21 protein-coding genes are annotated in these 22,976 nt (G+C 64.5%); 10 read left to right on the top strand and 11 right to left on the bottom strand.

All coding sequences use genetic code 11. The features are described 5' to 3' along the window. Positions 1–127: 127 nt before the first annotated feature. Both RPS27_RS35490 and RPS27_RS35485 read right to left on the bottom strand, forming a co-directional pair. Positions 128–1,636, bottom strand: a complete 1,509-nt coding sequence (locus RPS27_RS35490) for an acetyl-CoA acetyltransferase (protein ID WP_212065285.1) — start codon at positions 1,634–1,636, stop codon at positions 128–130. Positions 1,637–1,772: 136 nt separating this feature from the next. Next, positions 1,773–2,906, bottom strand: a complete 1,134-nt coding sequence (locus RPS27_RS35485) for a nitronate monooxygenase (protein ID WP_194407029.1) — start codon at positions 2,904–2,906, stop codon at positions 1,773–1,775. 301 nt (positions 2,907–3,207) lie between these two features. On the opposite strand from RPS27_RS35485, the gene yghU reads away from it, so the two are divergent. Further along, positions 3,208–4,083, top strand: a complete 876-nt coding sequence (gene yghU / locus RPS27_RS35480) for a glutathione-dependent disulfide-bond oxidoreductase (RefSeq protein ID WP_212065284.1) — start codon at positions 3,208–3,210, stop codon at positions 4,081–4,083. Between the two features lie 117 nt (positions 4,084–4,200). Here the strand turns inward: yghU and RPS27_RS35475 are convergent, their stop codons facing one another. From RPS27_RS35475 to RPS27_RS35455, 5 genes are all read right to left on the bottom strand, one after another. Beyond that, positions 4,201–4,926, bottom strand: a complete 726-nt coding sequence (locus RPS27_RS35475) for an N-acetyltransferase (protein WP_313754995.1) — start codon at positions 4,924–4,926, stop codon at positions 4,201–4,203. A gap of 20 nt (positions 4,927–4,946) precedes the next feature. Next, on the bottom strand, positions 4,947–5,564 hold the full coding sequence (locus RPS27_RS35470) for a flavin reductase family protein (protein ID WP_212065283.1): 618 nt from the start codon (positions 5,562–5,564) through the stop codon (positions 4,947–4,949). 113 nt (positions 5,565–5,677) lie between these two features. Next, the gene (locus RPS27_RS35465) at positions 5,678–6,955 is read right to left on the bottom strand and encodes an acyl-CoA dehydrogenase family protein (protein WP_028143270.1); all 1,278 of its coding nucleotides are present in this window, start codon (positions 6,953–6,955) and stop codon (positions 5,678–5,680) included. 291 nt (positions 6,956–7,246) lie between these two features. Then, entirely contained in the window at positions 7,247–7,627 is a 381-nt protein-coding gene (locus RPS27_RS35460) for a VOC family protein (protein WP_211417748.1), read from the bottom strand. 105 nt (positions 7,628–7,732) lie between these two features. Continuing rightward, on the bottom strand, positions 7,733–8,512 hold the full coding sequence (locus RPS27_RS35455; protein WP_194407032.1) for an SDR family NAD(P)-dependent oxidoreductase: 780 nt from the start codon (positions 8,510–8,512) through the stop codon (positions 7,733–7,735). 168 nt (positions 8,513–8,680) lie between these two features. On the opposite strand from RPS27_RS35455, the gene RPS27_RS35450 reads away from it, so the two are divergent. Genes RPS27_RS35450 through RPS27_RS35440 form a run of 3 tightly spaced genes read left to right on the top strand, consistent with a single transcriptional unit; the run spans position 8,681 to position 10,847 of the window. Next, positions 8,681–9,469, top strand: a complete 789-nt coding sequence (locus RPS27_RS35450; protein WP_211417746.1) for an enoyl-CoA hydratase/isomerase — start codon at positions 8,681–8,683, stop codon at positions 9,467–9,469. Positions 9,470–9,479: 10 nt separating this feature from the next. Further along, positions 9,480–10,466, top strand: coding sequence for a phosphotransferase family protein (locus RPS27_RS35445; RefSeq protein WP_211417745.1), 987 nt, complete (start codon positions 9,480–9,482; stop codon positions 10,464–10,466). Positions 10,467–10,469: 3 nt separating this feature from the next. Continuing rightward, the gene (locus RPS27_RS35440; RefSeq protein WP_194407035.1) at positions 10,470–10,847 is read left to right on the top strand and encodes a DUF6285 domain-containing protein; all 378 of its coding nucleotides are present in this window, start codon (positions 10,470–10,472) and stop codon (positions 10,845–10,847) included. Between the two features lie 141 nt (positions 10,848–10,988). On the opposite strand, the gene RPS27_RS35435 is transcribed toward RPS27_RS35440, so the two are convergent. Beyond that, positions 10,989–11,768: an enoyl-CoA hydratase-related protein gene (locus tag RPS27_RS35435; RefSeq protein WP_212065281.1), complete on the bottom strand. Its 780-nt coding sequence runs from the start codon at positions 11,766–11,768 to the stop codon at positions 10,989–10,991. 213 nt (positions 11,769–11,981) lie between these two features. Here RPS27_RS35435 and RPS27_RS35430 point away from each other — a divergent pair, with 213 nt between their 5' ends. Then, the gene (locus RPS27_RS35430) at positions 11,982–13,256 is read left to right on the top strand and encodes an acyl-CoA dehydrogenase family protein (protein ID WP_212065280.1); all 1,275 of its coding nucleotides are present in this window, start codon (positions 11,982–11,984) and stop codon (positions 13,254–13,256) included. Between the two features lie 116 nt (positions 13,257–13,372). Here the strand turns inward: RPS27_RS35430 and RPS27_RS35425 are convergent, their stop codons facing one another. Together RPS27_RS35425 and RPS27_RS35420 are read right to left on the bottom strand one after the other, a co-directional pair. Further along, the gene (locus tag RPS27_RS35425; protein WP_212065279.1) at positions 13,373–14,950 is read right to left on the bottom strand and encodes a fatty acid--CoA ligase; all 1,578 of its coding nucleotides are present in this window, start codon (positions 14,948–14,950) and stop codon (positions 13,373–13,375) included. A 236-nt stretch (positions 14,951–15,186) separates the two neighbouring features. Then, positions 15,187–16,059, bottom strand: a complete 873-nt coding sequence (locus tag RPS27_RS35420) for an SDR family oxidoreductase (RefSeq protein ID WP_194407039.1) — start codon at positions 16,057–16,059, stop codon at positions 15,187–15,189. 116 nt (positions 16,060–16,175) lie between these two features. Between RPS27_RS35420 and RPS27_RS35415 the strand changes: the two genes are divergently transcribed. The 4 genes from RPS27_RS35415 to RPS27_RS35400 all read left to right on the top strand — a co-directional run bounded on the left by RPS27_RS35415 (position 16,176) and on the right by RPS27_RS35400 (position 20,148). Beyond that, the gene (locus RPS27_RS35415) at positions 16,176–16,985 is read left to right on the top strand and encodes a crotonase/enoyl-CoA hydratase family protein (RefSeq protein WP_194407040.1); all 810 of its coding nucleotides are present in this window, start codon (positions 16,176–16,178) and stop codon (positions 16,983–16,985) included. Positions 16,986–17,145: 160 nt separating this feature from the next. After that, complete coding sequence (locus RPS27_RS35410) at positions 17,146–18,690, top strand: acyl-CoA synthetase (protein ID WP_212065278.1); 1,545 nt, start codon at positions 17,146–17,148, stop codon at positions 18,688–18,690. 110 nt (positions 18,691–18,800) lie between these two features. Further along, positions 18,801–19,604, top strand: coding sequence for an enoyl-CoA hydratase/isomerase family protein (locus RPS27_RS35405; protein ID WP_212065277.1), 804 nt, complete (start codon positions 18,801–18,803; stop codon positions 19,602–19,604). Positions 19,605–19,743: 139 nt separating this feature from the next. Beyond that, entirely contained in the window at positions 19,744–20,148 is a 405-nt protein-coding gene (locus RPS27_RS35400; RefSeq protein WP_194407043.1) for a YccF domain-containing protein, read from the top strand. A gap of 148 nt (positions 20,149–20,296) precedes the next feature. On the opposite strand, the gene RPS27_RS35395 is transcribed toward RPS27_RS35400, so the two are convergent. Beyond that, positions 20,297–21,835 carry a winged helix-turn-helix domain-containing protein gene (locus RPS27_RS35395; protein WP_212065276.1) on the bottom strand — a complete coding sequence of 513 codons (1,539 nt, stop codon included), beginning with the start codon at positions 21,833–21,835 and terminating at the stop codon, positions 20,297–20,299. A gap of 148 nt (positions 21,836–21,983) precedes the next feature. Here RPS27_RS35395 and RPS27_RS35390 point away from each other — a divergent pair, with 148 nt between their 5' ends. After that, a complete protein-coding gene (locus RPS27_RS35390) occupies positions 21,984–22,973 on the top strand; it encodes a tripartite tricarboxylate transporter substrate binding protein (protein WP_212065275.1) in 990 nt (329 codons plus the stop codon). The last annotated feature ends 3 nt before the right edge of the window (positions 22,974–22,976 follow it).

Below are 22,976 nucleotides of genomic sequence, written 5' to 3'. Positions count from 1 at the left end.
GCGCAGCACGCAGTGGTGCGCTGCAGAGCCGGGGCCCATCTCTTCGCGCCGTAGCATGTCGCTTTCTAGGTCCCGGCTCTGCGGAGCGGCCCTTCGCGCCGCACCGCGTCCGGGACACGAGAACAAGCTAGGCGACGCGCCACTCGGGCACACCATCCGCGGCCATCGTGATCTCGCCCAGCGATCCCACCGGCGTCCGGTCCATATCGAGCAGATGCGCCAGCGTCGCTTCATCGCTCGCCGGTATCCGCGCCAATGTGCGCCGGTCATCCGCCGTCCGCAGCATCACCACGCCATGCTCGACATCGCCGCCACGGCCGTAGAGCACCGTAAAGCTCTCGACCCTGCCCTTGCCCGAGGTCACGTCAACGAACTCCGGCACCGCGCGCTTGTTGCGGTCGGCTTCAGCTTGCACGCTGGTTTCCTGCGCCAGCGCCTCGCGCGGCGGCGCCTTCGCCACCACCAGCGCGTGGTGCTTGGTGACGAAGCCGCCCTGGCCATAGAGCAGGCCGAGCCTGGCGCCGTCGCGCAGGCGCCGCACCATCGCGCAGGCCGCATGCGTCATGTAGGTATTGAGCGGTGCGCCGAAGAAGGTGAGGCCGCCGGTCACGGTCGGCTGCACGTCGGCACCAAGGCCAAGCGTGCGCCGTGCCATCTTGGGCACGCAGGGGAAGCAGCTATAGAGCTCGATCGCGTCGAACTTTTTCCCGTCGCCGCCGGCGAGGTCCACCACCGCTTTGAGCACCGCGTTCTGCGGATGGCTCTCGTAGAACTGGTCGCGGAGCAGATAGTCGCGCGGCTCTTCCGCCGAGGCGCCGCCGAGCGGATAGACCAGTTTGTCCTCCGCGATGCCGAGCGCGCGCGCCTTGGCGAGGCTGGTGAGCAGCAGTGCGCCGCCCATGTTGACGCTGGGATTGGCGACCATCAGCTTGTTGTAGGGCCACGCGATCAGGCGATTGTCCGCGCTCGGCGTCGTGATCTCCTCCGGCGCATAGCGCCGCTTCAGCCACGCATTGGGATTTTGCGCGGCGGCCTCCGAATAGCGCGACCACAGCATGCCCGATTCCGCCATCGCCTCGCGCGGCGTCTGGCCCCAATGCGCGGAGGAGGCGGCCTCGTAGAATGGATAGACCGTGACGGGCCGGAACACCCCTAGCTTCACCGCCAGAGGCTTCTGGAACGCCGCGCCGCGCTTGGGCTCCTCGACGTCATGGGCGAACGGCGTCCATGGCAGTTTTGCGCCGGCACGCTCCGCCTTGGTCGCGGTCGATTGCGCCTCGGCGCCGCAGATTGCGGCCGCTGTGCATTCGCCGCGGGCGATACGCTTGGCCGCCTCGTGGATGTAGCGGATCGGGCTCTCGCCGCCGACCGGGCCGTAATAGCAATGCGCTGGCGAAATGCCGAGGCGTTGCGCCAGCAGCTTTTCCGGATCGCGATAGCGCCAGCTCAGGAAGTTGACGACGTCGAGCGACTGCACCTCGCCGAGCAGCTTTGCACCGGCATCCGCCTCGGCGCGCCGCAGCGCCTGTTCGAGCAGGTCGAGCGGCTCGAGGCCTTCGGTGATCTCCTTCGGGCGGTCGACGATCTCGCCGATGCCGACGATGACGGGGATGCGTTCGGGGGAAACAGTCGTCATTTTTCTTGCTTCTTCACTCTCTCAGAAATCTCCGACCTCATCCCGAGGAGCCCGCGAAGCAGGCGTCTCAAAGGATGGGCCGCGGGCTCTCGTGGTTCGAGACGGCGCTTGCGCGCCTCCTCACCATGAGGGTCTATCATTCCGCCACCAGCGCATTCATGTGCTCGACGGCTTCGGCGAAATCTACCTTGAACTCCTGCACCACGGCACCCGCCGACTTCACGCTGTCGATCAGCCCGACGCCCTGGCCGACGAAATAGCTGACGAGATCGCGCGCCCTGGCGTTGCCGCTCGCGGCCGCGCGATCGATCGAATGAAACGCATCGCGGCTGATGATGCTCTGCAGCGGCATCGGCAATGCGCCCGGGCTGTCCGGCGCGCGGTCCCAGGCGTCGGTCCAGACCGAACGGAGCTGCCGCGCCGGCTTGCCGGTGCGTCCCTTGGAGCGCACGGCGTCGCGCGAGGACGCCGCGATCATCTTCTCGCGGAAGATCTCCGTGGTTTCGGCTTCCACCGTCGCGAGCCACACCGAGCCGGTCCAGGCGCCGGCCGCGCCCATTGCCATGCAGGCCGCCATCTGCCGTCCGGTCATGATGCCGCCGGCCGCTAGCACCGGCACGTCGCGAATGGGCTTGATCGCCTTGATCACCTCCGGCACCAGCACCATGGTCGAGACCTCGCCGCAATGACCGCCGGCTTCGGTGCCCTGCACCACGAGAATGTCGACGCCGGCCGCGACCTGGCGCAGCGCATGCTCCTTGGCGCCGACCAGCGCTGCGACCGGCACGCCGTGTTTCTTGCCCATCTCGATCATCGCCTTGGGCGGCACGCCGAGCGCGTTGGCGATGAGGCGGATCGGATGATTGAAGGAGACCTCGAGCAGCTGCAGCGCGGTTTTTCCGTCGAACGGCTGCGGCTGATCGGCTGCGACCTCCGTGCTCGCCAGTTCGATGTCGTATTTCTTCAGGAGCTCGCGCGTGTAGGCGCGGTGCTCTTGCGGCACGCGCGCTTCCAGGCTCTTCCAGGTGACGTCCTTCTCGCCCGCCGTCGAGATGTTCTCGGGGATCAGCACGTCGATGCCGTAGGGCTTGCCGTCGACGTGATCGTCGATCCACTTCAACTCGCGTTCGAGCGTATCGGGCGTGTGCACGGTCGCCCCCAGCACGCCGAAGCCGCCTGCGCGGCTGACGGCGGCGACGACGTCGCGGCAATGGCTGAAGGCCAGCAGCGGGAACTCGATTCCCAGCATGTCGCAGATCGGCGATTTCATGGCTCTCTCTCCCGGCGGCCTTCGCATTTTCGTTGTTTTCGCTGGCGAAGCAAAGTGACGCGAGCCAATCGATGACATGCCGGATTCGGCGAGGCATCTTGTGTGTAGGCGTCGCGCGCTTCCCACTCGCCGACCGCCCGTCATTCCGGGGCTCGCCCTGTGGGCGCCCCGAATGACGGGGAGGGCCGCCTGCCATGACAAAACGTGAAGTTGTCGCGGCCGGCAATGCGTTGCCGTGCCCTTGTCATCGGCCATTCCAGGGCTAATTAATGCAGGCGCATCTTTCCGCCGGAGCCCCCGCATGACCGACACCCCCGCCTACGTGCCGCCCAAAGTCTGGACCTGGAACAAGGAGAATGGCGGGCAGTTCGCCAGCATCAATCGCCCGATCGCCGGCCCCACCCATGACAAGGAGCTCCCGGTCGGCAAGCACCCGCTGCAGCTCTATTCGCTGGCCACCCCGAACGGGGTCAAGGTCACGGTGATGCTGGAGGAGCTGCTGGCCCTCGGCCACAAGGGTGCCGAATACGACGCCTGGCTGATCAAGATCGGCAATGGCGACCAGTTCGGCACCGGCTTCGTCGCCATCAACCCGAACTCGAAGATCCCGGCGCTGATGGACCGCTCGGGTCCGGAGCCGATCCGGGTGTTCGAATCCGGCTCGATCCTGTTCTACCTCGCCGAGAAGTTCGGCGCCTTCCTGCCGAAGGACGTCAAGGCCCGCACCGAGGCGATGTCCTGGCTGTTCTGGCAGATGGGCAGCGCGCCCTATCTCGGCGGCGGCTTCGGCCATTTCTACGCCTACGCGCCGACCAAGATCGAATACGCCATCGACCGCTTTGCGATGGAGACCAAACGCCAGCTCGACGTGCTCGACCGGCGCCTTGCCGACAACGAATATCTCGCAGGCAAGGAGTACACGATCGCCGACATGGCGGTGTGGCCGTGGTACGGCGCGCTCGCCAAGGGGCTGGTCTATGGCGCCGGCGAGTTTTTGTCGGTGCAGGACTACAAGAACGTGCAGCGCTGGACCGACCAGATCGCGCAGCGCCCCGCCGTGAAGCGCGGCCGCATGGTCAACCGCGTCTCCGGCGATCCCGCCAGCCAGCTGCACGAGCGGCACGACGCCGGCGATTTCGAGACCAAGACGCAGGACAAGATCGAGCCTGCGACGTAGGTGCGTAGGGCGGATTAGCCGAAGGCGTAATCCGCCACTCTTCGTCATGTAGGCGTTCGGCGGATTGTGCCGGCGGACTGCGCTTCGCGCAGCCGCGAGCCAATCCGCCCTACGCGATCAATCCGGCAAAATTTCCCCGGAGCCGCCAAGATCCGCGGGCAGGTCGGCATATTTCGGCAGGCCATCCCTAACCGAGACCATCTTGCTCGCGTAGTTCGCGTGCAGGGTCGGCTGGTGTCGGTATCCCTTCAGCAGATTGGCGTAGACGTCGATCAGCCGCATCCGCGGATGCTCGGTCATGACGTGGCCGCCGCAGCGCTTGCAGAACTTTCGATAGGAATGCTCGGTCTTGTTGAACGTCCCGAGCTCTGTCTCGCCCTTAATGATGCGCACAGCGTCCGACTTCCACAGGCTGAAGGCGTTGATCGGCGCCGCCGACCAGGCTTGGCAATCGGCGCAATGGCAATAGCCGGCAAACATCGGTTTGCCGGCGACCTCGACCTCGACCGCGCCACAGAAACAGCCGGCGCGATAGCTCGCCTGTGGCTCGGCATGCGTATTCCTTCCCTCGGCGAGGAGATCGTTGTATTCAGGACTCTTCCGCATGAAATTGCGAATGAAATCGCACTCGACCAAGAGCTTGCGGCCCTGCGCCCGCACCGCATCCAGCGTGGCGCGGCCGAGCTTCGAGCCGATGCCGCGGCCGCCGAGCTCCGGCGGCACCTCGGTGTGCACCAGCGTGATCGCGCCGTCGGTCTTGCGGTAGGTGACGAAGGCGATCGGCCCGTCGACGTCGAGCTCGAACCGCTCGCGTTCTTCATTGTCGCGAAAGGCTTCCGGCATCGTTTCGCTCCTGGGTACGACTATTTGGTCTTTGCGCCTTCCGCCGCCGGAAACACCACGCGGTCGTCGGTACGGCAGTAGCGGTCGGCGAACATGCGGCCGATCGGGTGATAGCGGTCCATGTGCACCCGCATCGTCTCGTCATCCCACAGCTCGTCGCGAATGTGGAAGTGGAGGCCTTCGCCCATGATCAGTTTGCGATCGTCGTTGACGTCGATCAGCTTCCAGAGCTTGCACTCCATCGCCCAGGGCGTGTCGGCGAGCCGCGGCACCGCGATTGTCGTCGAGGGCGCAAGCTTGAGGCCGAGATAATCTGGCTCACCGATCTCAGGCGGAAAGTCGCCGCTGCTCTCGTGCATCGCTCGCGCCAGCGGCTCATCAGCGATATTGACCACGAATTCGCCGGTGCGCTGGATGTTGAGGAAGGTGTCCTTGTCCTCACCGTCAGGCTTGCGGTTGGCCGCGAACATGCAGAGTGGCGGATCCTCGCAGAAGGCGTTGAAGAAGCTGAATGGCGCTGCGTTGACGACGCCGGTCGGCCCGAGCGTCGTGACCCACGCGATCGGCCGCGGCAGGATGAAGGACGTCAGCACCTTGTAGCGCTCGCGCGGCGTCAGCTCGCTGGCGGCGTAGTCCATGATGGCTCCTGGGCAAGTCGTCATTGCCGGGCTTGCCCCGGCAATCCGTCAATCCTGAAGACATGCTCCTCACGATGGATGCGCGGGTCAGGCCCGCGCATGAGGAGTTGGGATCACGCCATGCTCAGCTCGTGGCGCCCGACCACCATCCAGTGCACCTCGTCCGGACCATCCGCAAAGCGCAGGTGACGCACGTCCTGGTACATCTCGGCGAGGGGAGTCCAGTGCGAGATGCCGGTGGCGCCGTGCATCTGGATCGCCTGGTCGATGATCTTGCAGGCGCGCTCCGGCACCATGGCCTTGACCATGGAGACCCAGACGCGGGCCTCCTTGTTGCCGAGCACGTCCATCGCCTTGGCGGCCTTCAGCACCATCAGCCGCATCGCCTCGATCTCGCACCGCGCCTGCGCGATGATTTGCATGTTGCCGCCGAGATGGGCGATCTTCTTGCCGAAGGCTTCGCGGGTGAGGCCACGCTGCACCATCAGGTCGAGCGCCTTCTCGGCCTTGCCGATGGTGCGCATGCAGTGATGGATGCGCCCCGGTCCGAGACGGAGCTGCGAGATCTCGAAGCCGCGGCCTTCGCCGAGCAGCATGTTCTCCTTGGGCACGCGCACATTGTTGAAGCGCATGTGCATGTGGCCGCGCGGCGCATGGTCCTGGCCGAACACGTACATGGGCCCGAGCACCTCGACGCCGGGCGTGTCGCGCGGCACCAGGATCTGCGACTGCTGCTTGCTCGGCGCCGCGTCCGGATTGGTCTTCACCATCACGATGAGGATCTTGCAGCGGGGATCGCCGACGCCGGAGATGTAGTACTTCTCGCCGTTGATGACCCATTCGTCACCGACCAGTTTTGCGGTCGTCGAGATGTTCTTGGCGTCGGAGGAGGCGACGTTCGGCTCGGTCATGACATAGGCCGAGCGGATCTCGCCGTTGAGCAGCGGCTTCAGCCACTTCTCCTTCTGCTCCTTGGTGCCGACGCGCTCCAGCACCTCCATGTTGCCGGTGTCGGGCGCCGAGCAGTTCATGCTCTCCGATGCCAGCGGACTCTTGCCGAGCTCGGAGGCGATATAGGCGTAGTCGAGGTTTTTCAGGCCCTGGCCGGTCTCGTCGTCGGGCAGGAAGAAGTTCCAGAGGCCTTCCTGCTTGGCCTTGTTCTTGGCCTTCTCCAGCACCTCGAGCTGCTTCGGCGTAAAGCTCCAGCGGTCTTCCTTGCCTTCGCCGGCCTTGGCGAACTCGATCGACATCGGCTCGACGGTGTCGCGGATGAACTTCTTGACGTGATCGTAGAGCGGCCGGACCTGGTCCGACATCCGGAGGTCGTTGAGCTCGTCGCCGGGATTGAGGGTGTAGTTGGTGGTGCGGGGAATATAAGTGTGTTTTGTCATTGTTCCTCCCGGGGACGCTGAGATCGTTCTGGCGGCAGAATAGTGCCAGCGCGGCCAAAGTGCGAGCGCGCATTTTTCACGCGGAGCCATGCCACGCGATGGAATTTGGCGAGCTCGTTTGAAATGTTGTTTGAATGGAGTGGAGAGGCGGCAAGTCCGCGCCTCACACGCCGCTGTCATCGCCCGGCGAAGACCGGGCGATCCAGTATTCCAGAGACAGCGACGATTGGATCAAGAGGTCGCGGCGTATTGGATTCCCCGCTTTCGCGGGGAATCCACCGAGCGTGAGGTTTAGTTCGGCAGCCGATGCATCGCGCAGATCTTGTTGCCGTCGAGATCGCGCAAATAGGCGAGATAGAGCTTGCCGCCGGGGCCCTGGCGGATGCCGGGCGGATCCTCGATCGGTTTTGCGCCGGCGGCAACGCCCGCCGCATGCCAGGCATCGACCTGTTCCGGCGAATTGGCGGCAAAGCCGATCGTGCCGCCGTTCGCGCAGGTCGCGGGCTCGCCGTTGATCGGCTTCGACACCGAGAACACGCCGGTCTTGGTGATGTAGAAGATGCGGTGACCGTCGACCCTGGCGGGCCGGACCTCGAGCGTGCTCAGCAAATTGTCGTAGAACGTCTTGGCCTTGTCGAGATCGTTGGTGCCGATCATGATGTGCGAGAACATTTGCCCATTCCCTCAGTATTGTAGCCCGGATGGAGCGAAGCGAAATCCGGGTCTTGTTTGCTTGTGCGGTCCCGGATTGCGCTTCGCTCCATCCGGGCTACAAAATCAAAACGCCGTATAGCCGCCGTCGATCACGAACGTATCGGCCGTATGATACGACGACGCCTTGCTCATCAGATACACCGCGATGCCGCCGAAATCGGATGGTTCGCCGAAGCGCCGCACCGGAATCCGCGGCATCACGTTGGCGACGAATTTCTCGTTCGCCATGATGCCTGCGGTCATGTCGCTCTTGATCCAGCCCGGCAGGATCGCGTTCGCGGTGACGCCGTGGCGGGCGAGCTCGACGCCGAGCGCGCGCACCAGCGCGTTGATCGCGGCCTTGGTCGCGGCATAATGCTCGTTGCGCGCGGTGCCGAAGATCGAGGCGAGGCTCGAGGTCGCAACCAGTCGGCCGAAGGGGTCGCCGGCATTGGCGCGCTCGGTCATGTGCCGCGCGGCAGCCTGGAAGGCATGGAACACGCCGTCGAGATTGGTGGCAAACATCGTGCGCCATTCCTCCTCGGTGCGCTCGATGAAGGAGCGTCGGCCGCCGCCGCCGATGCCGGCATTGGCGAAGCAGCCGTCGACCCGGCCGAAAGTGTCGAGCGTCGCCTTCATCGCAGCATTGACCGAGGCCGGATCGGTGACGTCGCAGACGCGGCTGTCGACCTTGCCGGAGAGCCCCGACAGGCTCGCGGCGGCGGCCTTGTTCTTCTCGGCATTGCGGCCCCAGATCGAGACGTTGCAGCCCTGGCCCGCGAGCGCCTGCGCGATGCCGAGCCCGATGCCGCCATTGCCGCCGGTGATCACGGCGACGCGGCCGGTGAGGTCGAAAAGGTTCATGGCGCGTTTCCCGTTTTTTGGCACAGATGCGCATCAGCCGCTGCGCGCAAGATTGCTTGCTATGCTCTGATCACCATGGACAAGACCGCGTCAAAAATCAAATATGCGCCCCGGCAAAACGAATTCCGGTCTGCGAAACTGGCGCAGGCCGCAACTCACGAGGAAACCATGCAGTTCAAACACGTCACGCTCGATTTCGATGGTTCGGTCGCAATCCTCAGGCTCGACCATCAGGAGGTGATGAACGCGGTCTCCGTGGACATGCTGGGCGGTCTTTCCGAAGCGCTCGATACGATCGAGGAGAAGAAGGACGAGGTGCGCTGCGTGGTGTTGACCGGCGCGGGCCGCGCCTTCTGCACCGGCGCCAATCTGCAAGGCCGCAACAACCAGTCGAAGAAGACCAAGGCCGGCCTGACGCTGGAGACCGGTTTCCATCCCTTCCTCCGCCGTATCCGCAATCTGCACTGTCCCATCATCACCGCAGTCAATGGCCCGGCCGCCGGCGCCGGCATGAGCTTCGCGCTGCTCGGCGACATGATCTTGTGCGCGCGCTCGTCCTATTTCCTGCAAGCCTTCCGCCGCATCGGCCTCGTGCCGGATTGCGGCTCGACCTGGCTGTTGCCGCGGCTGGTCGGCCGCGCGCGCTCCATCGAATTGTCGCTGATGGGCGAGCGGCTGCCGGCCGAGAAGGCGCTGGAATGGGGCCTCGTCAACCGCGTCTATGACGACGGCGTGCTGATGGAAGAGGCGATGAAGCTCGCGCGCGACCTCGCCAGCGGTCCGACGGTGGCGCTGTCGCTGATCCGCAAGCTCTACTGGGACAGCCCGGAAAATTCCTTCGAGGATCAGCTCAATCTCGAATTCCAATGCCAGCTTCGTGCGGGCGACACCCAGGATTTCCGCGAGGGCGTCGGTGCGTTCCTGGAGAAGCGGCCCGCGCAGTTCAAAGGCAAATGATCAAAGGCAAATGATTGAGGCCGAGCTTTCCCGCAGCGTCCAGCGCTGGTGCAAGGGCGCGACCGGCGTCATCGGCGCGGCCAAATTGTCGGGCGGCGCCAGCCAGGAAACCTGGCGCTTCGACATCACCCATCCCGACGGTGCGATCGGTGCGATCCTGCGCCGCTCGCCGAAAGGCTACGGCGCTGCGCCGACGCGCGCGGCGGGTCTTGGGGCTGAAGCGCAGCTGATGCAGCTCGCTTATGAGGCCGGTGTGCCGTCGCCGCGCGTGATGCATGTGCTCGTGCCGGAGGATGATCTCGGCACCGGCTTCATCATGCAGCGGGTCGAAGGCGAGACCATCGCGCGCAAGATTCTGCGCGACGATGAGTTCGCGGCGGCGCGGCCGCATCTGGCGCGCCAGATCGGCGGCATTCTCGCCGGCCTGCATCGGCTGCCGCAGGACAAGCTGCCAGAACTGCGCAGCAGGTCGGCGACGCAGGAGATTTCCGAGTTCGAGCGTGACTATCGCAGCCTGAACTGGCCCAAGCCCGTGTTCGAGCTGGCGCTGCGCTGGCTGCGCGACCACGATCCTGGCCCCTCGGTCGAGACGACCTTGGTGCACGGCGATTTCCGCAATGGCAATCTCATCATCGGTGCCGACGGCGTGCGCGCCGTGCTCGATTGGGAGCTCGCCCATCTCGGCGATCCCATGGAGGATCTCGGCTGGGTCTGCGTCAATTCGTGGCGCTTCGGCGAGATCGACAAGCCTGTCGGCGGTTTTGGCTCGCGTGAGGAGCTGTTTGCGGGTTATGAAGCCGCAGGCCGCAAGGTCGATCCGACGCGCGTCGAATTCTGGGAAGTGATGGGCACGCTGCGTTGGGGCATCATGTGCGGCGGCATGATGCAGCGGTTTCGCGAGGGCCCCGACCATTCGATGGAGCGCGCCATGATCGGCCGCCGCGCCAGCGAGACCGAGATCGATCTGTTGCGGCTGCTATCGCCGCGCGGGAGCTGAGCCATGCAGGACGAGCCGACCCCGATCGAGCTGACCAAATCGGTCGCCGATTTTCTGCGGAGCGACATCACCCCGCTGATCTCCGGCCACCAGGCCTTCAAGCTCCGCGTCGCCATCAACATCCTCGACCTCGTGACAAGGCAATTGACGCGGGAAGAGGGAAGTGATGCTGCGGAAGTGGAGCGGCTGCGCGCGCTGCTCGGAATCGACGGATCAGTGACGGATCTCAACCGCGCGCTCGCGGATCGCATCGCCAAAGGCGAGATCGATCTCGCAACCCCCGGCCTCGCCGAGCATCTGTGGGCGACCACGATGGACAAGCTCGCCGTCGATCAGCCGAACTACGCGTCCTACAAGCGGGAACTGGGGCGGGGCGGGTAAACGACGCTCCATCCGCCGTCATTCCGAGGCGTCGCACAGCGACGAACCCGGGATCCATTCATCTGCGCGTTCTGCCGCCTAATGGATTCCGGGTTCGCGCCTGTCGACGCGCCCCGGAATGACGAGCGGAGAGAAGCCCGGTCACTTCCCCACCCATTTCGGCGGCCGCTTCTCCGAGAACGCCTTCGGGCCCTCGATGTAATCCTGCGAGGCCACCATCGCCTGCACCGCCGGGTACTCGCGCTGCTCCGCGATCGCCTGCTCCAGCGAGACGCCAAGCCCCTTCTGGATCGCCTGCTTCGAGGCCCGGATCGACATCGGCGAGTTCTTGGCGATCGTCTCGGCCCAGCGCAGCGCGGCGGTGAGTGCCCCGCCCTGCGGCACCACTTCGTTGACGAAGCCGAGCTCGAGGCCTTCCTTGGCGCTGACATGGCGCGCGGTGAGGATCATGCCCATGGCGCGCTTGAGGCCGATCTGCCGCGGCAGGCGATGCAGGCCGCCAGCGAGCGCGGCGAGGCCGACGCGCGGCTCAGGCAGGGCGAAGGTCGCGTTCTCCGAGGCGATGATAAGGTCGCAGGCGAGCGCGATCTCGAAGCCGCCGCCCATCGCGACGCCGTTCACCGCCGCGATAACAGGCTTGTCGCAGTCGAAGCGCGCAGTGAGGCCGGCAAAGCCGCCCTTGTCCCAGCCGCGCTTGCCGCCCGCCGCCTGCCACTTCAGGTCGTTGCCTGCGCAGAACGCCTTGTCGCCGCTGCCTGTGACGATCGCGATCCATTGCTCGGGATCTCCGGAGAAATCGTCGAACACCTTCTGCAGCTCGAAATGCGCATCGGTGTGCAGGGCGTTGTAGACCTCCGGCCGCGACAGCGTCACGATCGTGATCGGCCCCTTGCGTTCCACCTTGGAAAATTTCAGCTCCATCGCGCGCTCCCGGATTTTCTTTCGAAGGAATATTGGCGCCATACTACCGCGCGCCCACGCTCAAGCACCATCGAATTGCGTGGGTGCGCCTTGCGCATCCGGCACGCCTCGCATTGCTTGACTTGGCCGCGCTCTTCTCACCTTAATCGTGCGAAGCAAAAGCGCGCCTAGCGCCTTAACGCAAAACGATAAAATCAATCCGGGAGAGAACCTGTGGATTTCTCATTGCCAGCCGATCTCGTCGCCTATCTCGGAGAGCTCGACCGTTTCATCGCACGCGAGATCAAGCCGCTGGAAGAGGCCGACGACAACATCCGCTTCTTCGATCATCGCCGCGAATGGGCGCGCACCGATTTCGAGAACGGCGGCCTGCCGCGCCACGAATGGGAGGCGCTGCTGCGCAAGGCCAAGGACCTCGCGGATGCCGCGGGGCATCTGCGCTTTCCGGTGCCCAAGCAATATGGCGGCAAGGACGGCTCCAACCTCTGGATGGCCGTGATCCGCGAGCACTTCGCCGCAAAAGGCCTCGGCCTGCACAACGATCTCCAGAACGAGCACTCCGTCGTCGGAAATTTCCCCGTCGTCACCATGCTCGACCGCTACGGACGCGACGACCAGAAGGCGATGATCGACGGCTCGATCAAGGGCAAGTATCGCATCACCTTTGGATTGACCGAGCCGCATCACGGCTCGGACGCCACCCACATGGAGACGCGCGCGGTGCCCGCGACCCGCGACAACGTCAAGGGCTGGATCATCAACGGCGAGAAGATGTGGACCACCGGCATGCATGTTGCCACGCATTGCGCGCTGTTCGCGCGTACGAGTGGCAATGACGGCGACGCGCGCGGCATCACGTGCTTCCTGGTGCCGGCCAAGAGCCATGGCGTCAAGGTCGAGGAATACATGTGGACCTTCAACATGCCGACCGATCATCCGCGCGTCAGTTTTACGGACGTGTTCGTCCCGGAAGATGCACTGTTCGGCGAGGTCGGCCGCGGCCTGTCGCTGGCGCAGTGCTTCGTGCATCAGAACCGCATCCGGCAGGCTGCAAGCTCGCTCGGCGCTGCCGTCTACTGCATCAACGAAAGCGTGAAATATGCGCGCGAGCGCAAGCCGTTCGGCAGGGCGCTCGCCGAGAACCAGGCGATCCAGTTCCCGCTAGTGGAGCTTGCGACGCAAGCCGAGATGCTGCGCCTGCTGATCCGCAAGACCGCCTGGGAGATGGACCAGCTCACCGAGGAGCAGATCGAGCGCACGCTCTCCGACCGCGTCTCGATGTGCAACTACTGGGCAAACCGCCTCTGCTGCGAATCCGCCGACCGCGCCATGCAGGTCCATGGCGGCATGGGCTATTCACGCCACAAGCCGTTCGAGCACATCTACCGCCACCATCGCCGCTACCGCATCACCGAGGGCAGCGAGGAGATCCAGATGCGGAAAGTCGCGGGGTTCTTGTTCGGATATATGGGGCCGGGGAAGCATTGAGGCTTGCACCGCTCTCGTAGGGTGGATTAGCCGCAGGCGTAATCCACCACTTCCGTCACCCCGGAAAATAAAGAGGTGGGTTACGCCTGCGGCTAACCACCCTACGGCACCTCGTCCTAATTCACCCGCCGATCCTTCCCCGCCCAGTGCGGCTCGCGCAGCTGCCGCCGCAAAATCTTTCCCGACGGGTTCCGCGGCAGCGCCGGCAGGAACTCCACGCTCTTCGGCGTCTTGAAGCCGGCGATGCGCGTCCGGGTGAAATTGATGATATCGGAGGCGGTCGCCTCCTTGCCCGGCTTCATCACCACGACGGCCTTCACCGCTTCGCCCCATTTGTCGTCGGGCACGCCGATCACGGCGGCCTCCGCGACGTCAGGATGATCGCACAGCGCGCTCTCGACCTCGGCGGGATAGATGTTCTCGCCGCCGGAGATGATCATGTCCTTGATGCGGTCGTGGATGTAGAGATAGCCATCCTCGTCCATGTAGCCGGCATCGCCGGTGCGCAGCCAGCCGTCGCTGCGCAATGTCGAAGCGGTCGCCTCCGGCAGGTTCCAGTAGCCCGCCATGTTCGAGCCCGACCGCGTCGCGATCTCGCCGACCTCACGTGGTGGCAACGGCTTGCCGTCGGCGTCCAGGATCGCGATCTCGACCCCCGGCAGCGCCTTGCCGGCCGAACGCATCCGCTCGAGGCCCTCGACGTGATCTTCAGGCGGCAGCGCGACGATGGTGCCGGTGGTCTCCGTCATCCCGTACAGCTGCACGAAGCCGCATTTGAAGACCTCGATGCACTCCTTCAGCAGCGCCGCCGGGATCGGCGAGGCGCCATACAGCATGTATTTCAATCGTGAAAAGTCCACCGTCTTGGCGCGCGGCTGCCGTACCACGAACTGCATCGCTGCCGGCACCATGAACAGCTTTGTGATGCCGCTGTGCTCGAAGAAGTCCAGCACCTTGGTCGGATCGAACTCGCGCGCGATCACGCCGCGGGCGCCGTGATAGAGGCCCATCACGCCCCAGCCGGAGCCGCCGATGTGGAACACCGGCATCGCGACCAGCGAGACGTCGTCGGTCGACCACCGGTTCCACTCCGGCTTGTCCTCGGCATTGCCTGACTGCACCAGGTTGAGGAAGTTGGCGTGCGAGAGCATCGCGCCCTTCGGCTTGCCCGTGGTGCCCGAGGTGTAGAGCTGGATCGCGATGTCCTTGGTGTCGATCGCCACCTTCGGATCATCGCCGCTCTGCGCATCGCGCCAGGCCGTAAAATCCTGCCATTCCGGCGCACCGCCTTCGGTGGTGATGACAGTGCGCACGCCCGGGATCTGATCCCTGATCTGATGGACCTGCGTGATGAATTCCGGCCCGACGAACAGCACCGGCGCCTTGCAGTCTTCGACGATGAAGGCGACCTCGGGGCCGGCGAGCCGCCAGTTCACCGGCGCCATCACGACGCCGGCCTTCATCGCGCCCATCAGCAGCTCGAAATAGATGTCGCTGTTCTTGCCGAGATAGGCGATGCGGTCGCCATGTCTGACGCCCATCGCGATCAATGCGTTGGCGACCTTGTTGGTCCTGACGTCGAATTCGGCGAAGCTGGTGAGGCGGCCCTCGAACTCGTAGGCGATGGCATCGCGGCGGCTCCCGGCGCGCTCGCGCACGATGTCGGCGAGAGTTGCCAATTTCTGTGTGGACATGTTTCTCCCGTGGCGTCTTGTTTTTGTGCGGGGGAGTGTGGGGGCAATCGCGGGTGAAGACAAGATGGGGCAAATCATCCGCGGTCTCGTGTCCCGGACGCGCTGCGGCGCGGAGCGCTGCTGCGCAGAGCCGGGACCCATTCTTCTCTTATATCTAGCGTTTTGGGCCCCGGGCTCAGCAACGCATCACGTCGCAAGTGCGACGCGCTGCGCTGCGTCCGGGGCACGAGAGAGCACTATCCTCGCTTCGCCCGGTCCTTCTCGTTCTGCGCCATGATGCTCTCGCGCGCGGTCTTCCAGTCGTCGTCGCTCCAGTCGCGGAGCTGGTAGAAATTGCCGCCCATCGCGAGCGCCTGCGCGCCGTCCATCGCGATGGTCTCGCCGCTGATCCAGTCGCAGCCGCCGGAGATCAGGAACACCGCGACGTTCTGCAGCTCCTCCATGGTGCCGACGCGGCCCATCGGGTTCATCGCCTTGGTGCGCGCGCCGGCTTCGTCGCCGGGCTTGATGCGCTTGCTCATGCCCTCGGTCGGAATTTCGCCGGGCGCGATGGTGTTGAGGCGGATGCCGTAGCGGCCCCATTCGGCCGCGAGCGACATCGTCATGGCGTGGATCGCCGACTTGCTCATCGCCGACGGCACCACGTAAGGCGAGCCGTTGCGCACCCAGGTCGTGGTGATCGAGACGACGTTGCCGGGTTGCTTGGCCGCGATCCAGCGCTTGCCGACCGCCTGGGTCACGTAGAACGTGCCGTGCATGACGATGTTGGCGACGGCGTCGAAGCCGCGCGGCGACAGCTCCTCGGTGCGCGAGATGAAATTGCCGGCGGCGTTGTTGATGAGGTCGGTGAGGCCGCCGTCGCGGAAGATGGTCTCCACCATCTCCTCGACCGCGAGCGCGTTGCGGATGTCGACGCCGTGGCTGGTGACGCGGCCGCCATGGAGATCCATCAGCTCGGTCGCGGTTTCGTCGCACACGATCTTGCGCCGGCCGCAGATGTGCACTTCGGCGCCGAGCTGGAGGAAGCGAGCCGCCATCGACTTGCCGAGGCCCGTGCCGCCGCCGGTCACGAGGATGCGCCGTCCAGCCAGAAGATTTTCCTTGAACATGGCTGTTTCTCCCGTACGGATTGTCAGTTAATTGGTCGATTGACTAAATCCGGCCGCCAGCGTCCTGTAAAGCGGCACTGAACAAGAACAGGCAAGAACTAGGGGAGAATTCGTCCATGGAAGAGCGCGTCTCGATCTCGATCTCGGAAGGCGTCGCCGACGTGCGCCTGGTGCGTGCGGACAAGATGAATGCGCTGGATCAGGCCATGTTCGAGGCGCTTGTCGCCGCCACCGACCGGCTTTCAAGGGACAAGAGCGTGCGCGCCGTCGTGCTTTCAGGCGAGGGCCGCGCCTTCTGCGCCGGGCTCGACATGGGGCGTTTTGCCGCCATGAAGGAGAAGGGCGGCAACGGAATTCCGGGTGGCGAAAATCGCGATCTCACCAAGCGCACGCATGGCCAGGCCAACTTCCCGCAGCAGGCAGTGTGGGGCTGGCGCCAGCTTCCGGTGCCCGTCATCGCAGCGGTGCATGGCGTCGCCTTCGGCGGCGGCTTCCAGCTCTCGCTCGGCGCCGACATGCGCTTCCTCTCCGCGGATGCGCGGATGTCGATCATGGAGATCAAATGGGGCCTCGTGCCCGATATGGCCGGCACGCCGATCCTGGCAAGCCTCGTGCGCGACGACATCTTGCGCGATCTCACCTACACCGGCCGCATCTTCTCGGCGCAGGAAGCGATGACCTACGGCCTCGCCACCCGCATCTGCGACGACCCGCGCGCGGCGGCGCTCGAGGTCGCGCGCGAGATCGCCGGCAAGAGTCCGGATGCGATCCGCGCCGCCAAGCGGCTGCTCAACAATCTCTCGGTCGATCCGGGTCCGGCGCTGCTCGCGGAATCCGTCGAGCAGCAGAAGCTGATCGGCAGCCCGAACCAGACCGAGGCGGTGCGCTCCAATCTGGAGAAGCGCGCGGCGAAGTATGCGGATTAGTTTTCTGTCATTCCGGGATGCACCGGAGGCCAGGCCCGGAATCCATCGAGCCGCACGCTCTGTCGCCAAATGGACTCCGGGTTCGATGCTTCGCATCGCCCCGGAATGACGATCTGACTGGTACCCATTTCTCAACCCGACGAAAGATCGGAAAACAACAATGAGCGAAACCTCCGACTTCCACGGCATCGTCTCCGGCGATCGCCGCCGCACCCACACCGAAGTCGCAGCCCGTGCCGACCGCATCGCCTCCGGCATCGCCAGGATCGGCGTCAAGCCAGGCGATTGCGTCTGCATGCTGATGCGCAACGACATCGCGTTCCTGGAGGCGGCCTATGCCGCGATGCGGCTCGGTGCCTATGGCGTGCCGATCAACTGGCACTTCAAGCCGGAGGAGATCAACTACATCCTTGGCGACACCGGCACGTCCGTGCTGATCGGGCATGCCGACATGCTGCACGGCCTGCGCGATGCGATTCCCGAGGGCGTCACGGTGCTCAGTGTGCCGACACCGCCGGAGATCCTGTCCAATTATAAGATCGATCCGGGTCATCTGACGACGCCCGACTTCGCGATCGATTTCGAATCCTGGCTCGCGCAGCACCAGCCCTATGACGGGCCAGTCGTGCCGCAGCCCATGAACATGATCTACACGTCAGGCACCACAGGTCACCCCAAAGGGGTGCGGCGCAACGCGCCGACGCCGGAGCAGCAGGCGGCCGGCGAGCGCATGCGCGCGATGATCTACGGGCTGAAGCCGGGGGCCCGCGCGCTGCTGCCGGGCCCGCTCTATCATTCCGCGCCGAACTCGTTCGGCATCCGCGCCGGCAAGCTCGGCGGCGCCTTGGTGCTGATGCCGCGCTTCGAAGCGGAAGAATTTCTCGAAGCGATCGAACGGTACAAGATCGACACCATCTTCATGGTGCCCACCATGTTCATCCGCCTGATGAAGCTGCCCGAGCAGGTACGCAAGAAATACGACGTCTCCTCGCTGCGCCATGTCATCCATGCCGCAGCGCCCTGTCCGGCCGACGTCAAGCGCGCCATGATCGAATGGTGGGGACCGGTGATCTACGAATTCTACGGCTCGACCGAATCCAGCGCCGTCACCTTCGCGACATCCGAGGACGCGCTGAAGAAGCCCGGCACGGTGGGAAAGATCTCGCCCGGTGCCGAGTTGCGCTTCCTCGGTGAGGACGGCCGTGTGCTCGGCACAGGCGAGATCGGCGAGATCTATTCCCGCATGGCCGAGCTTGCCGATTTCACCTACCACAACAAGCCGGAGAAGCGCACCGAGATCGACCGCGACGGCTTCATCACCTCCGGCGATGTCGGCTATATCGACGAGGACGGCTACGTCTTCATCTGCGACCGCAAGCGCGACATGGTGATCTCGGGCGGCGTCAACATCTACCCGGCCGAGATCGAGTCCGTGCTGCATGCCGTTCCCGGCGTGCATGATTGCGCCGTGTTCGGCATCCCCGACGCCGAATTCGGCGAGGCACTGATGGCCGTGGTGGAGCCGCAAGCCGGCGTCACGCTCGAGGCCGCCGGCGTTCGTGCCGCGCTGAAGGCGCATCTGGCCGACTACAAGGTGCCCAAGCACATCGAGATCCGCAGCGGCCTGCCGCGCGAGGATTCCGGCAAGATCTTCAAGCGCCGCCTGCGCGATCCCTATTGGGAGCAGGCGGGTCGGAAGATCTGACAGTCCGTTGTCCGGATGAGCGACAGCGATAGCCGGGCCGATATGAGAGTCGAGTCCCGGATGTCGCTTCGTTGATCCGGGTTACAGAACCGATCAGGGAAGGGACCTCCATGAACGACGCGGCAGCTGCGACCCACGAAGTCCTCTACGAGACCGCCGATCACATCGCGACCATCACGCTGAACGCGCCGGAACGCATGAACACCATCTCCGGGCCGATGCTGAACGATCTGGCGCGGCTGCTCACCGAAGCCAACGAGGACAAGGACGTCCGCGTCGTGATCATCACCGGCAAGGGCAGGGCGTTCTGCGCCGGGCTCGATCTGCGCAAAGAGCGCGACGGCAATGGCCTCAGCGCCGCGTCGTCGCCAACCACGATCAACCTGCGCAACACGCCGCCGACAGTCCTGCAGGCGATGGACAAGCCGACCATCTGCGCCGTCAACGGCGGCGCGGCCGGCTATGGCATGGACACCGCGCTCGGCTGCGACATCCGCATCATGGCGGAGTCCTCGAAACTAGCCGCTGCCTTCGTCAAGCGCGGCGTGGTGCCGGAATCCGGCGGCACCTGGCTGCTGCCGCGCATGCTCGGCTGGGCCAAGGCGTCCGAGCTCATCTTCACCGGCCGCACCCTCAGTGCCCGCGAATGCCTCGAATGGGGCCTCGCCAACGAGGTCGTACCGGACGCGGAGCTGATGACCCGTGCCACCGCGATCGCCCGCGAGATCGCCGCCAACGCGCCGCTTGCGGTGCAGGCCTCCAAGCGGATGATGCGGATGGGCCTCAACGAGACATTCCACGACCACGTCCACCACGTCTATCTCCAGCTGCTGCCGCTGTTCAAAACCCAGGACATGGCCGAGGGCATGAAGGCGTTCATGGAAAAGCGGGAGCCGAAATTTGAAGGGCGGTAGCCCGGGTGAGCGCAGCGATACCCGGGACGGTGAGAGTTAAGTCCCGGATTTCGCTTCGTTCATCCGGGCTACCTTGCCGTCTTAGCAGAGACAGATTTCGATCCTATATAGAGGGCGTCATCGTCCAACGGATCATCCCATGACCCCCGTTTCCATCCTCCTCAACATCCTCTGGATCCTCATCGGCGGCGCCTGGATGGCGTTCGGCTGGTTGATCGCCGCGGTCATCATGGCCATCACCATCGTCGGCCTGCCCTGGGCGCGGGCGGCATTCAACATCGCCGTCTACACGCTGCTGCCGTTCGGCTCGCGCGCGGTCAACCGCTACGACGTCACCGGTATCGAGGATATCGGCACCGGCCCGCTCGGGGTGATCGGCAACATCATCTGGTTCGTGCTCGCCGGCTGGTGGCTCGCGCTCGGCCATCTCCTGACGGCGCTGGTGCTCGCAATCACCATCATCGGCATCCCCTTCGCCTGGGCGCACCTCAAGCTCGCCGGCATCGCGCTCTGGCCGATCGGCAAGGTGATCGTGCCGGCGTAAGGCCGGCTCGTAGGATGGGCAGAGGGCGCCAGCGAAATTGGGCGTCGTTGCCGCTTCCGGACGGGACACTTTGGGGCTGCATCGTTGCGAGTAAGTGAGTGCTTCTCGTTCAGCCAACTTGCCGGCGCTGACTGATGCGACATCCCCATCATCGTTCAGGCACGCCTGCCTTGCGCAGTCCATCGAGGTAGTGAACGACATCCTCGGCAGACTGAAGATAACGCTGCCCGGATAGTTTCATCAGCGAGCAGTCAGGCTCCAGCCTGAGCAGGGCTTCGATGTGGGGGGCTGCCTCGCGTGTCTTTCCGAGGTGCCCGTAGGTCGCGGCCAACAACATGCGGCCGTTGCGGAACTTCGGCGCGCGAGCGACCATTTCTCGAAACGGAGGAAGTGCGTCCTCGTATCGCCGCTGGATGAAATGTGCGAGCCCCTCGGTCATCAATGCCTGTGGCGGAAAGAAGGGATCGAGCCGCATATAGCGGCGAAGGGCGGCCAGACCCTCTTCCGGTTCGCCAAACAGCACCAGGCATTGGCCGTACCGCCAGTCGAAAAAGTTGGGATTGAGAGCAAACACCCTGTCCCAGGCCGCCAGGCACGCCGCGCGATCGCGCTGGAATAGGGCGACAGTGGCCAGGACATCGTGCCCGAACGGTTCGTTCGGACCGAGTTCGATGGCTCGTCGGGCGAGTTCAAACGCCTGCAGCAAGGTTTCGGTCCTCTGGTGTTCCTGATTGACGGGATTGATCCACGTTACGGTGTAGCTGCGGGCGAGCACCGCACACGGACGAGCGAACGCGGAATCCAGTTCAATGGAACGTTCGAGGAGCTTTCGAGCCTTGTAGAGCGCGTCGACCGGCTCTCCTGTCAGCAATCGTTTCATCATGTGGTTGCCGCGCAGGAAGTAGTCATATGCGTCCCAGTTCGCCGTGGGCTTGCCCAGCGGCCGATGCGCCTCCGCATCGTCGATATGGACGGCCAGTTTGACGGAAATGATCCGTGCGATTTCGTCCTGGATCGAGAAGGTGTCACCCAGCGTCCGGTCGAATCGATCCGCCCACAGGTGCGTACCCGTTGCGGCGTCGATCAATTGCGCCGTGATCCGAACGGTACCGTCGCTCCTTTGAATGCTTCCCTCGAGGATGTAACGCGCCCCGAGTTCGCTCCCGATCTGGCGGACGTCGATGCTTCGGCCCTTGTACTGAAACGACGAATTCCTGGCGATCACCAGCAGCTCGGAAAACCGCGAGAGTTCGGTGATGATGTCTTCGGTGATGCCTTCGCAGAAATAATCCTGATTTGGATCGCCCGAGAGATTGACGAAGGCCAGAACCGCGATCGAGGGAAAGTCGCCAGAGAATCGGCGTGACGGGCTACCGGCTTTGTCATCGTGCGACACCGGTCCTTCGAGCAGGTAGCCGCGCTTCGGCAGGGTCTTGATCACGCGCTGCGCCTGGTCGCCGATCGCCAGCCTGATATCGCTGATGCAGCGGGTCAGCGACTCATCGGTGACGGTGACGTTTGGCCAAATGGCCGCGATCAATTCGTCCTTGGTGATGGTCTGTCCGGCGCGCTCGACGAGATAGCGCAGCACTTCGAAGCTCTTGGGCCGCAGCTTGATCTCGCCGGCCGGCCCAAGCAGGCACAGCCGCTCCAGGTCGAGCGTCCAAGAGCCGAAAATCAGCTTCATGTCCTGATCTTACCCGAACGACGCTCCGTCCGGAGCGGCAAGTTTCAGGCTAATTTCATGACAGTTTCAGGACGGCGAGCCCCCTTTCATGGTTTGCTGGAATTTGTCCATGCTTGCCCTCTGCCAGGCTCTCTCAGGGAGAAAGCTGATGCGGTTGCGAAACCTTCGAAATGTCATTGCCTTAACGATGCTTCTGGGCGGAACCGTTGTGGCGACCGCGCCCGCCTGTCGGGGTGACGACGCCTGGCCGGTGCACACCGTGAAGATCATCGTGCCGTTCGCCGCAGGCTCCGCCAATGATGTGAGCGCGCGCTTCTATGCCGACGGATTGGCCAAGCGTTGGGGCAAGCCTGTCGTCGTCGAGAACCGGCCCGGCGCCGATGCCGTCGTCGGTGGCGGTGCGTTTGCAAACGCCAGGGACGACCACACCCTTCTCTACGGGACCGCCTCGATGCTCACCGTGAACCCACTCTTGCAAGACTCGCTTCCCTACGACCCGTCCCGGGACATGGTGCCGATCGCTTCGACGGCTAGCTCCATCCTGGTCATCGCGGTTCAGGACCGTCTGCCGGTGCGCTCACTGCAGGAGCTGATGCAACTGGCCCGGTCGAAACCGGGCGAGCTGTCGTGGAGTTCGGGGCCGAGCCTGCCGCATTTCGTGTACGCGGCGATGCTGGTACGGCACGCGCTCGAGCAGGTCTACGTTCCGTACCGGGATGCAACGGCTCAGCAGGCCGACTTTGGCGAGGGGCGTGTCCAGATCCTGTCCCATGCCCTGCTGGCGGTCAGGGCTCCGGTCGCTGCCGGCAAGGCGCGGATACTTGCCGTCACGAGTCCCGCACGCCAACCCAGCTTGCCCGACGTGCCGACGGTCGCCGAGGCCGGCTTTGCTGAAATGGAAATCGAGGGTCTTGCCGGTCTTTTTGGCTGGCGCGACATGCCTCCGGCGCTGCGCGACAGGATTTCCGCGGACGTGCAGGCGGTGGCGGCCGACCCCATTGTCCGCTCCCGAATAGAGGCAAGTGGCGCACAAGTCCTCGGCAGCACGCCGGTTGAGTTTTCTGCGGCCATCGAGCGGCAGCGAGCGCGCATCGAGCAAATCAACCGCCTCGTCAATTTGAAGAGTGCGGCGAAGTAATAC

The sequence above is a fragment of the Bradyrhizobium sp. WYCCWR 12699 genome (genome assembly GCF_032144035.1).
GTDB lineage: Bacteria > Pseudomonadota > Alphaproteobacteria > Rhizobiales > Xanthobacteraceae > Bradyrhizobium.
The sequence above is the reverse complement of the archived record's forward strand: the minus strand, read 5'-3'. Positions and strand labels throughout refer to the sequence as shown.

What these genes read in the sequence shown, in the direction of transcription:
- RPS27_RS35490 (WP_212065285.1), bottom strand. Translation starts at nt 1,636, where the DNA reads ATGACGACTGTTTCCCCCGAACGCATCCCCGTCATCGTCGGCATCGGC.
- RPS27_RS35485 (WP_194407029.1), bottom strand. Translation starts at nt 2,906, where the DNA reads ATGAAATCGCCGATCTGCGACATGCTGGGAATCGAGTTCCCGCTGCTG.
- yghU (WP_212065284.1), top strand. Translation starts at nt 3,208, where the DNA reads ATGACCGACACCCCCGCCTACGTGCCGCCCAAAGTCTGGACCTGGAAC.
- RPS27_RS35475 (WP_313754995.1), bottom strand. Translation starts at nt 4,926, where the DNA reads ATGCCGGAAGCCTTTCGCGACAATGAAGAACGCGAGCGGTTCGAGCTC.
- RPS27_RS35470 (WP_212065283.1), bottom strand. Translation starts at nt 5,564, where the DNA reads ATGGACTACGCCGCCAGCGAGCTGACGCCGCGCGAGCGCTACAAGGTG.
- RPS27_RS35465 (WP_028143270.1), bottom strand. Translation starts at nt 6,955, where the DNA reads ATGACAAAACACACTTATATTCCCCGCACCACCAACTACACCCTCAAT.
- RPS27_RS35460 (WP_211417748.1), bottom strand. Translation starts at nt 7,627, where the DNA reads ATGTTCTCGCACATCATGATCGGCACCAACGATCTCGACAAGGCCAAG.
- RPS27_RS35455 (WP_194407032.1), bottom strand. Translation starts at nt 8,512, where the DNA reads ATGAACCTTTTCGACCTCACCGGCCGCGTCGCCGTGATCACCGGCGGC.
- RPS27_RS35450 (WP_211417746.1), top strand. Translation starts at nt 8,681, where the DNA reads ATGCAGTTCAAACACGTCACGCTCGATTTCGATGGTTCGGTCGCAATC.
- RPS27_RS35445 (WP_211417745.1), top strand. Translation starts at nt 9,480, where the DNA reads ATGATTGAGGCCGAGCTTTCCCGCAGCGTCCAGCGCTGGTGCAAGGGC.
- RPS27_RS35440 (WP_194407035.1), top strand. Translation starts at nt 10,470, where the DNA reads ATGCAGGACGAGCCGACCCCGATCGAGCTGACCAAATCGGTCGCCGAT.
- RPS27_RS35435 (WP_212065281.1), bottom strand. Translation starts at nt 11,768, where the DNA reads ATGGAGCTGAAATTTTCCAAGGTGGAACGCAAGGGGCCGATCACGATC.
- RPS27_RS35425 (WP_212065279.1), bottom strand. Translation starts at nt 14,950, where the DNA reads ATGTCCACACAGAAATTGGCAACTCTCGCCGACATCGTGCGCGAGCGC.
- RPS27_RS35420 (WP_194407039.1), bottom strand. Translation starts at nt 16,059, where the DNA reads ATGTTCAAGGAAAATCTTCTGGCTGGACGGCGCATCCTCGTGACCGGC.
- RPS27_RS35415 (WP_194407040.1), top strand. Translation starts at nt 16,176, where the DNA reads ATGGAAGAGCGCGTCTCGATCTCGATCTCGGAAGGCGTCGCCGACGTG.
- RPS27_RS35410 (WP_212065278.1), top strand. Translation starts at nt 17,146, where the DNA reads ATGAGCGAAACCTCCGACTTCCACGGCATCGTCTCCGGCGATCGCCGC.
- RPS27_RS35405 (WP_212065277.1), top strand. Translation starts at nt 18,801, where the DNA reads ATGAACGACGCGGCAGCTGCGACCCACGAAGTCCTCTACGAGACCGCC.
- RPS27_RS35400 (WP_194407043.1), top strand. Translation starts at nt 19,744, where the DNA reads ATGACCCCCGTTTCCATCCTCCTCAACATCCTCTGGATCCTCATCGGC.
- RPS27_RS35395 (WP_212065276.1), bottom strand. Translation starts at nt 21,835, where the DNA reads ATGAAGCTGATTTTCGGCTCTTGGACGCTCGACCTGGAGCGGCTGTGC.
- RPS27_RS35390 (WP_212065275.1), top strand. Translation starts at nt 21,984, where the DNA reads ATGCGGTTGCGAAACCTTCGAAATGTCATTGCCTTAACGATGCTTCTG.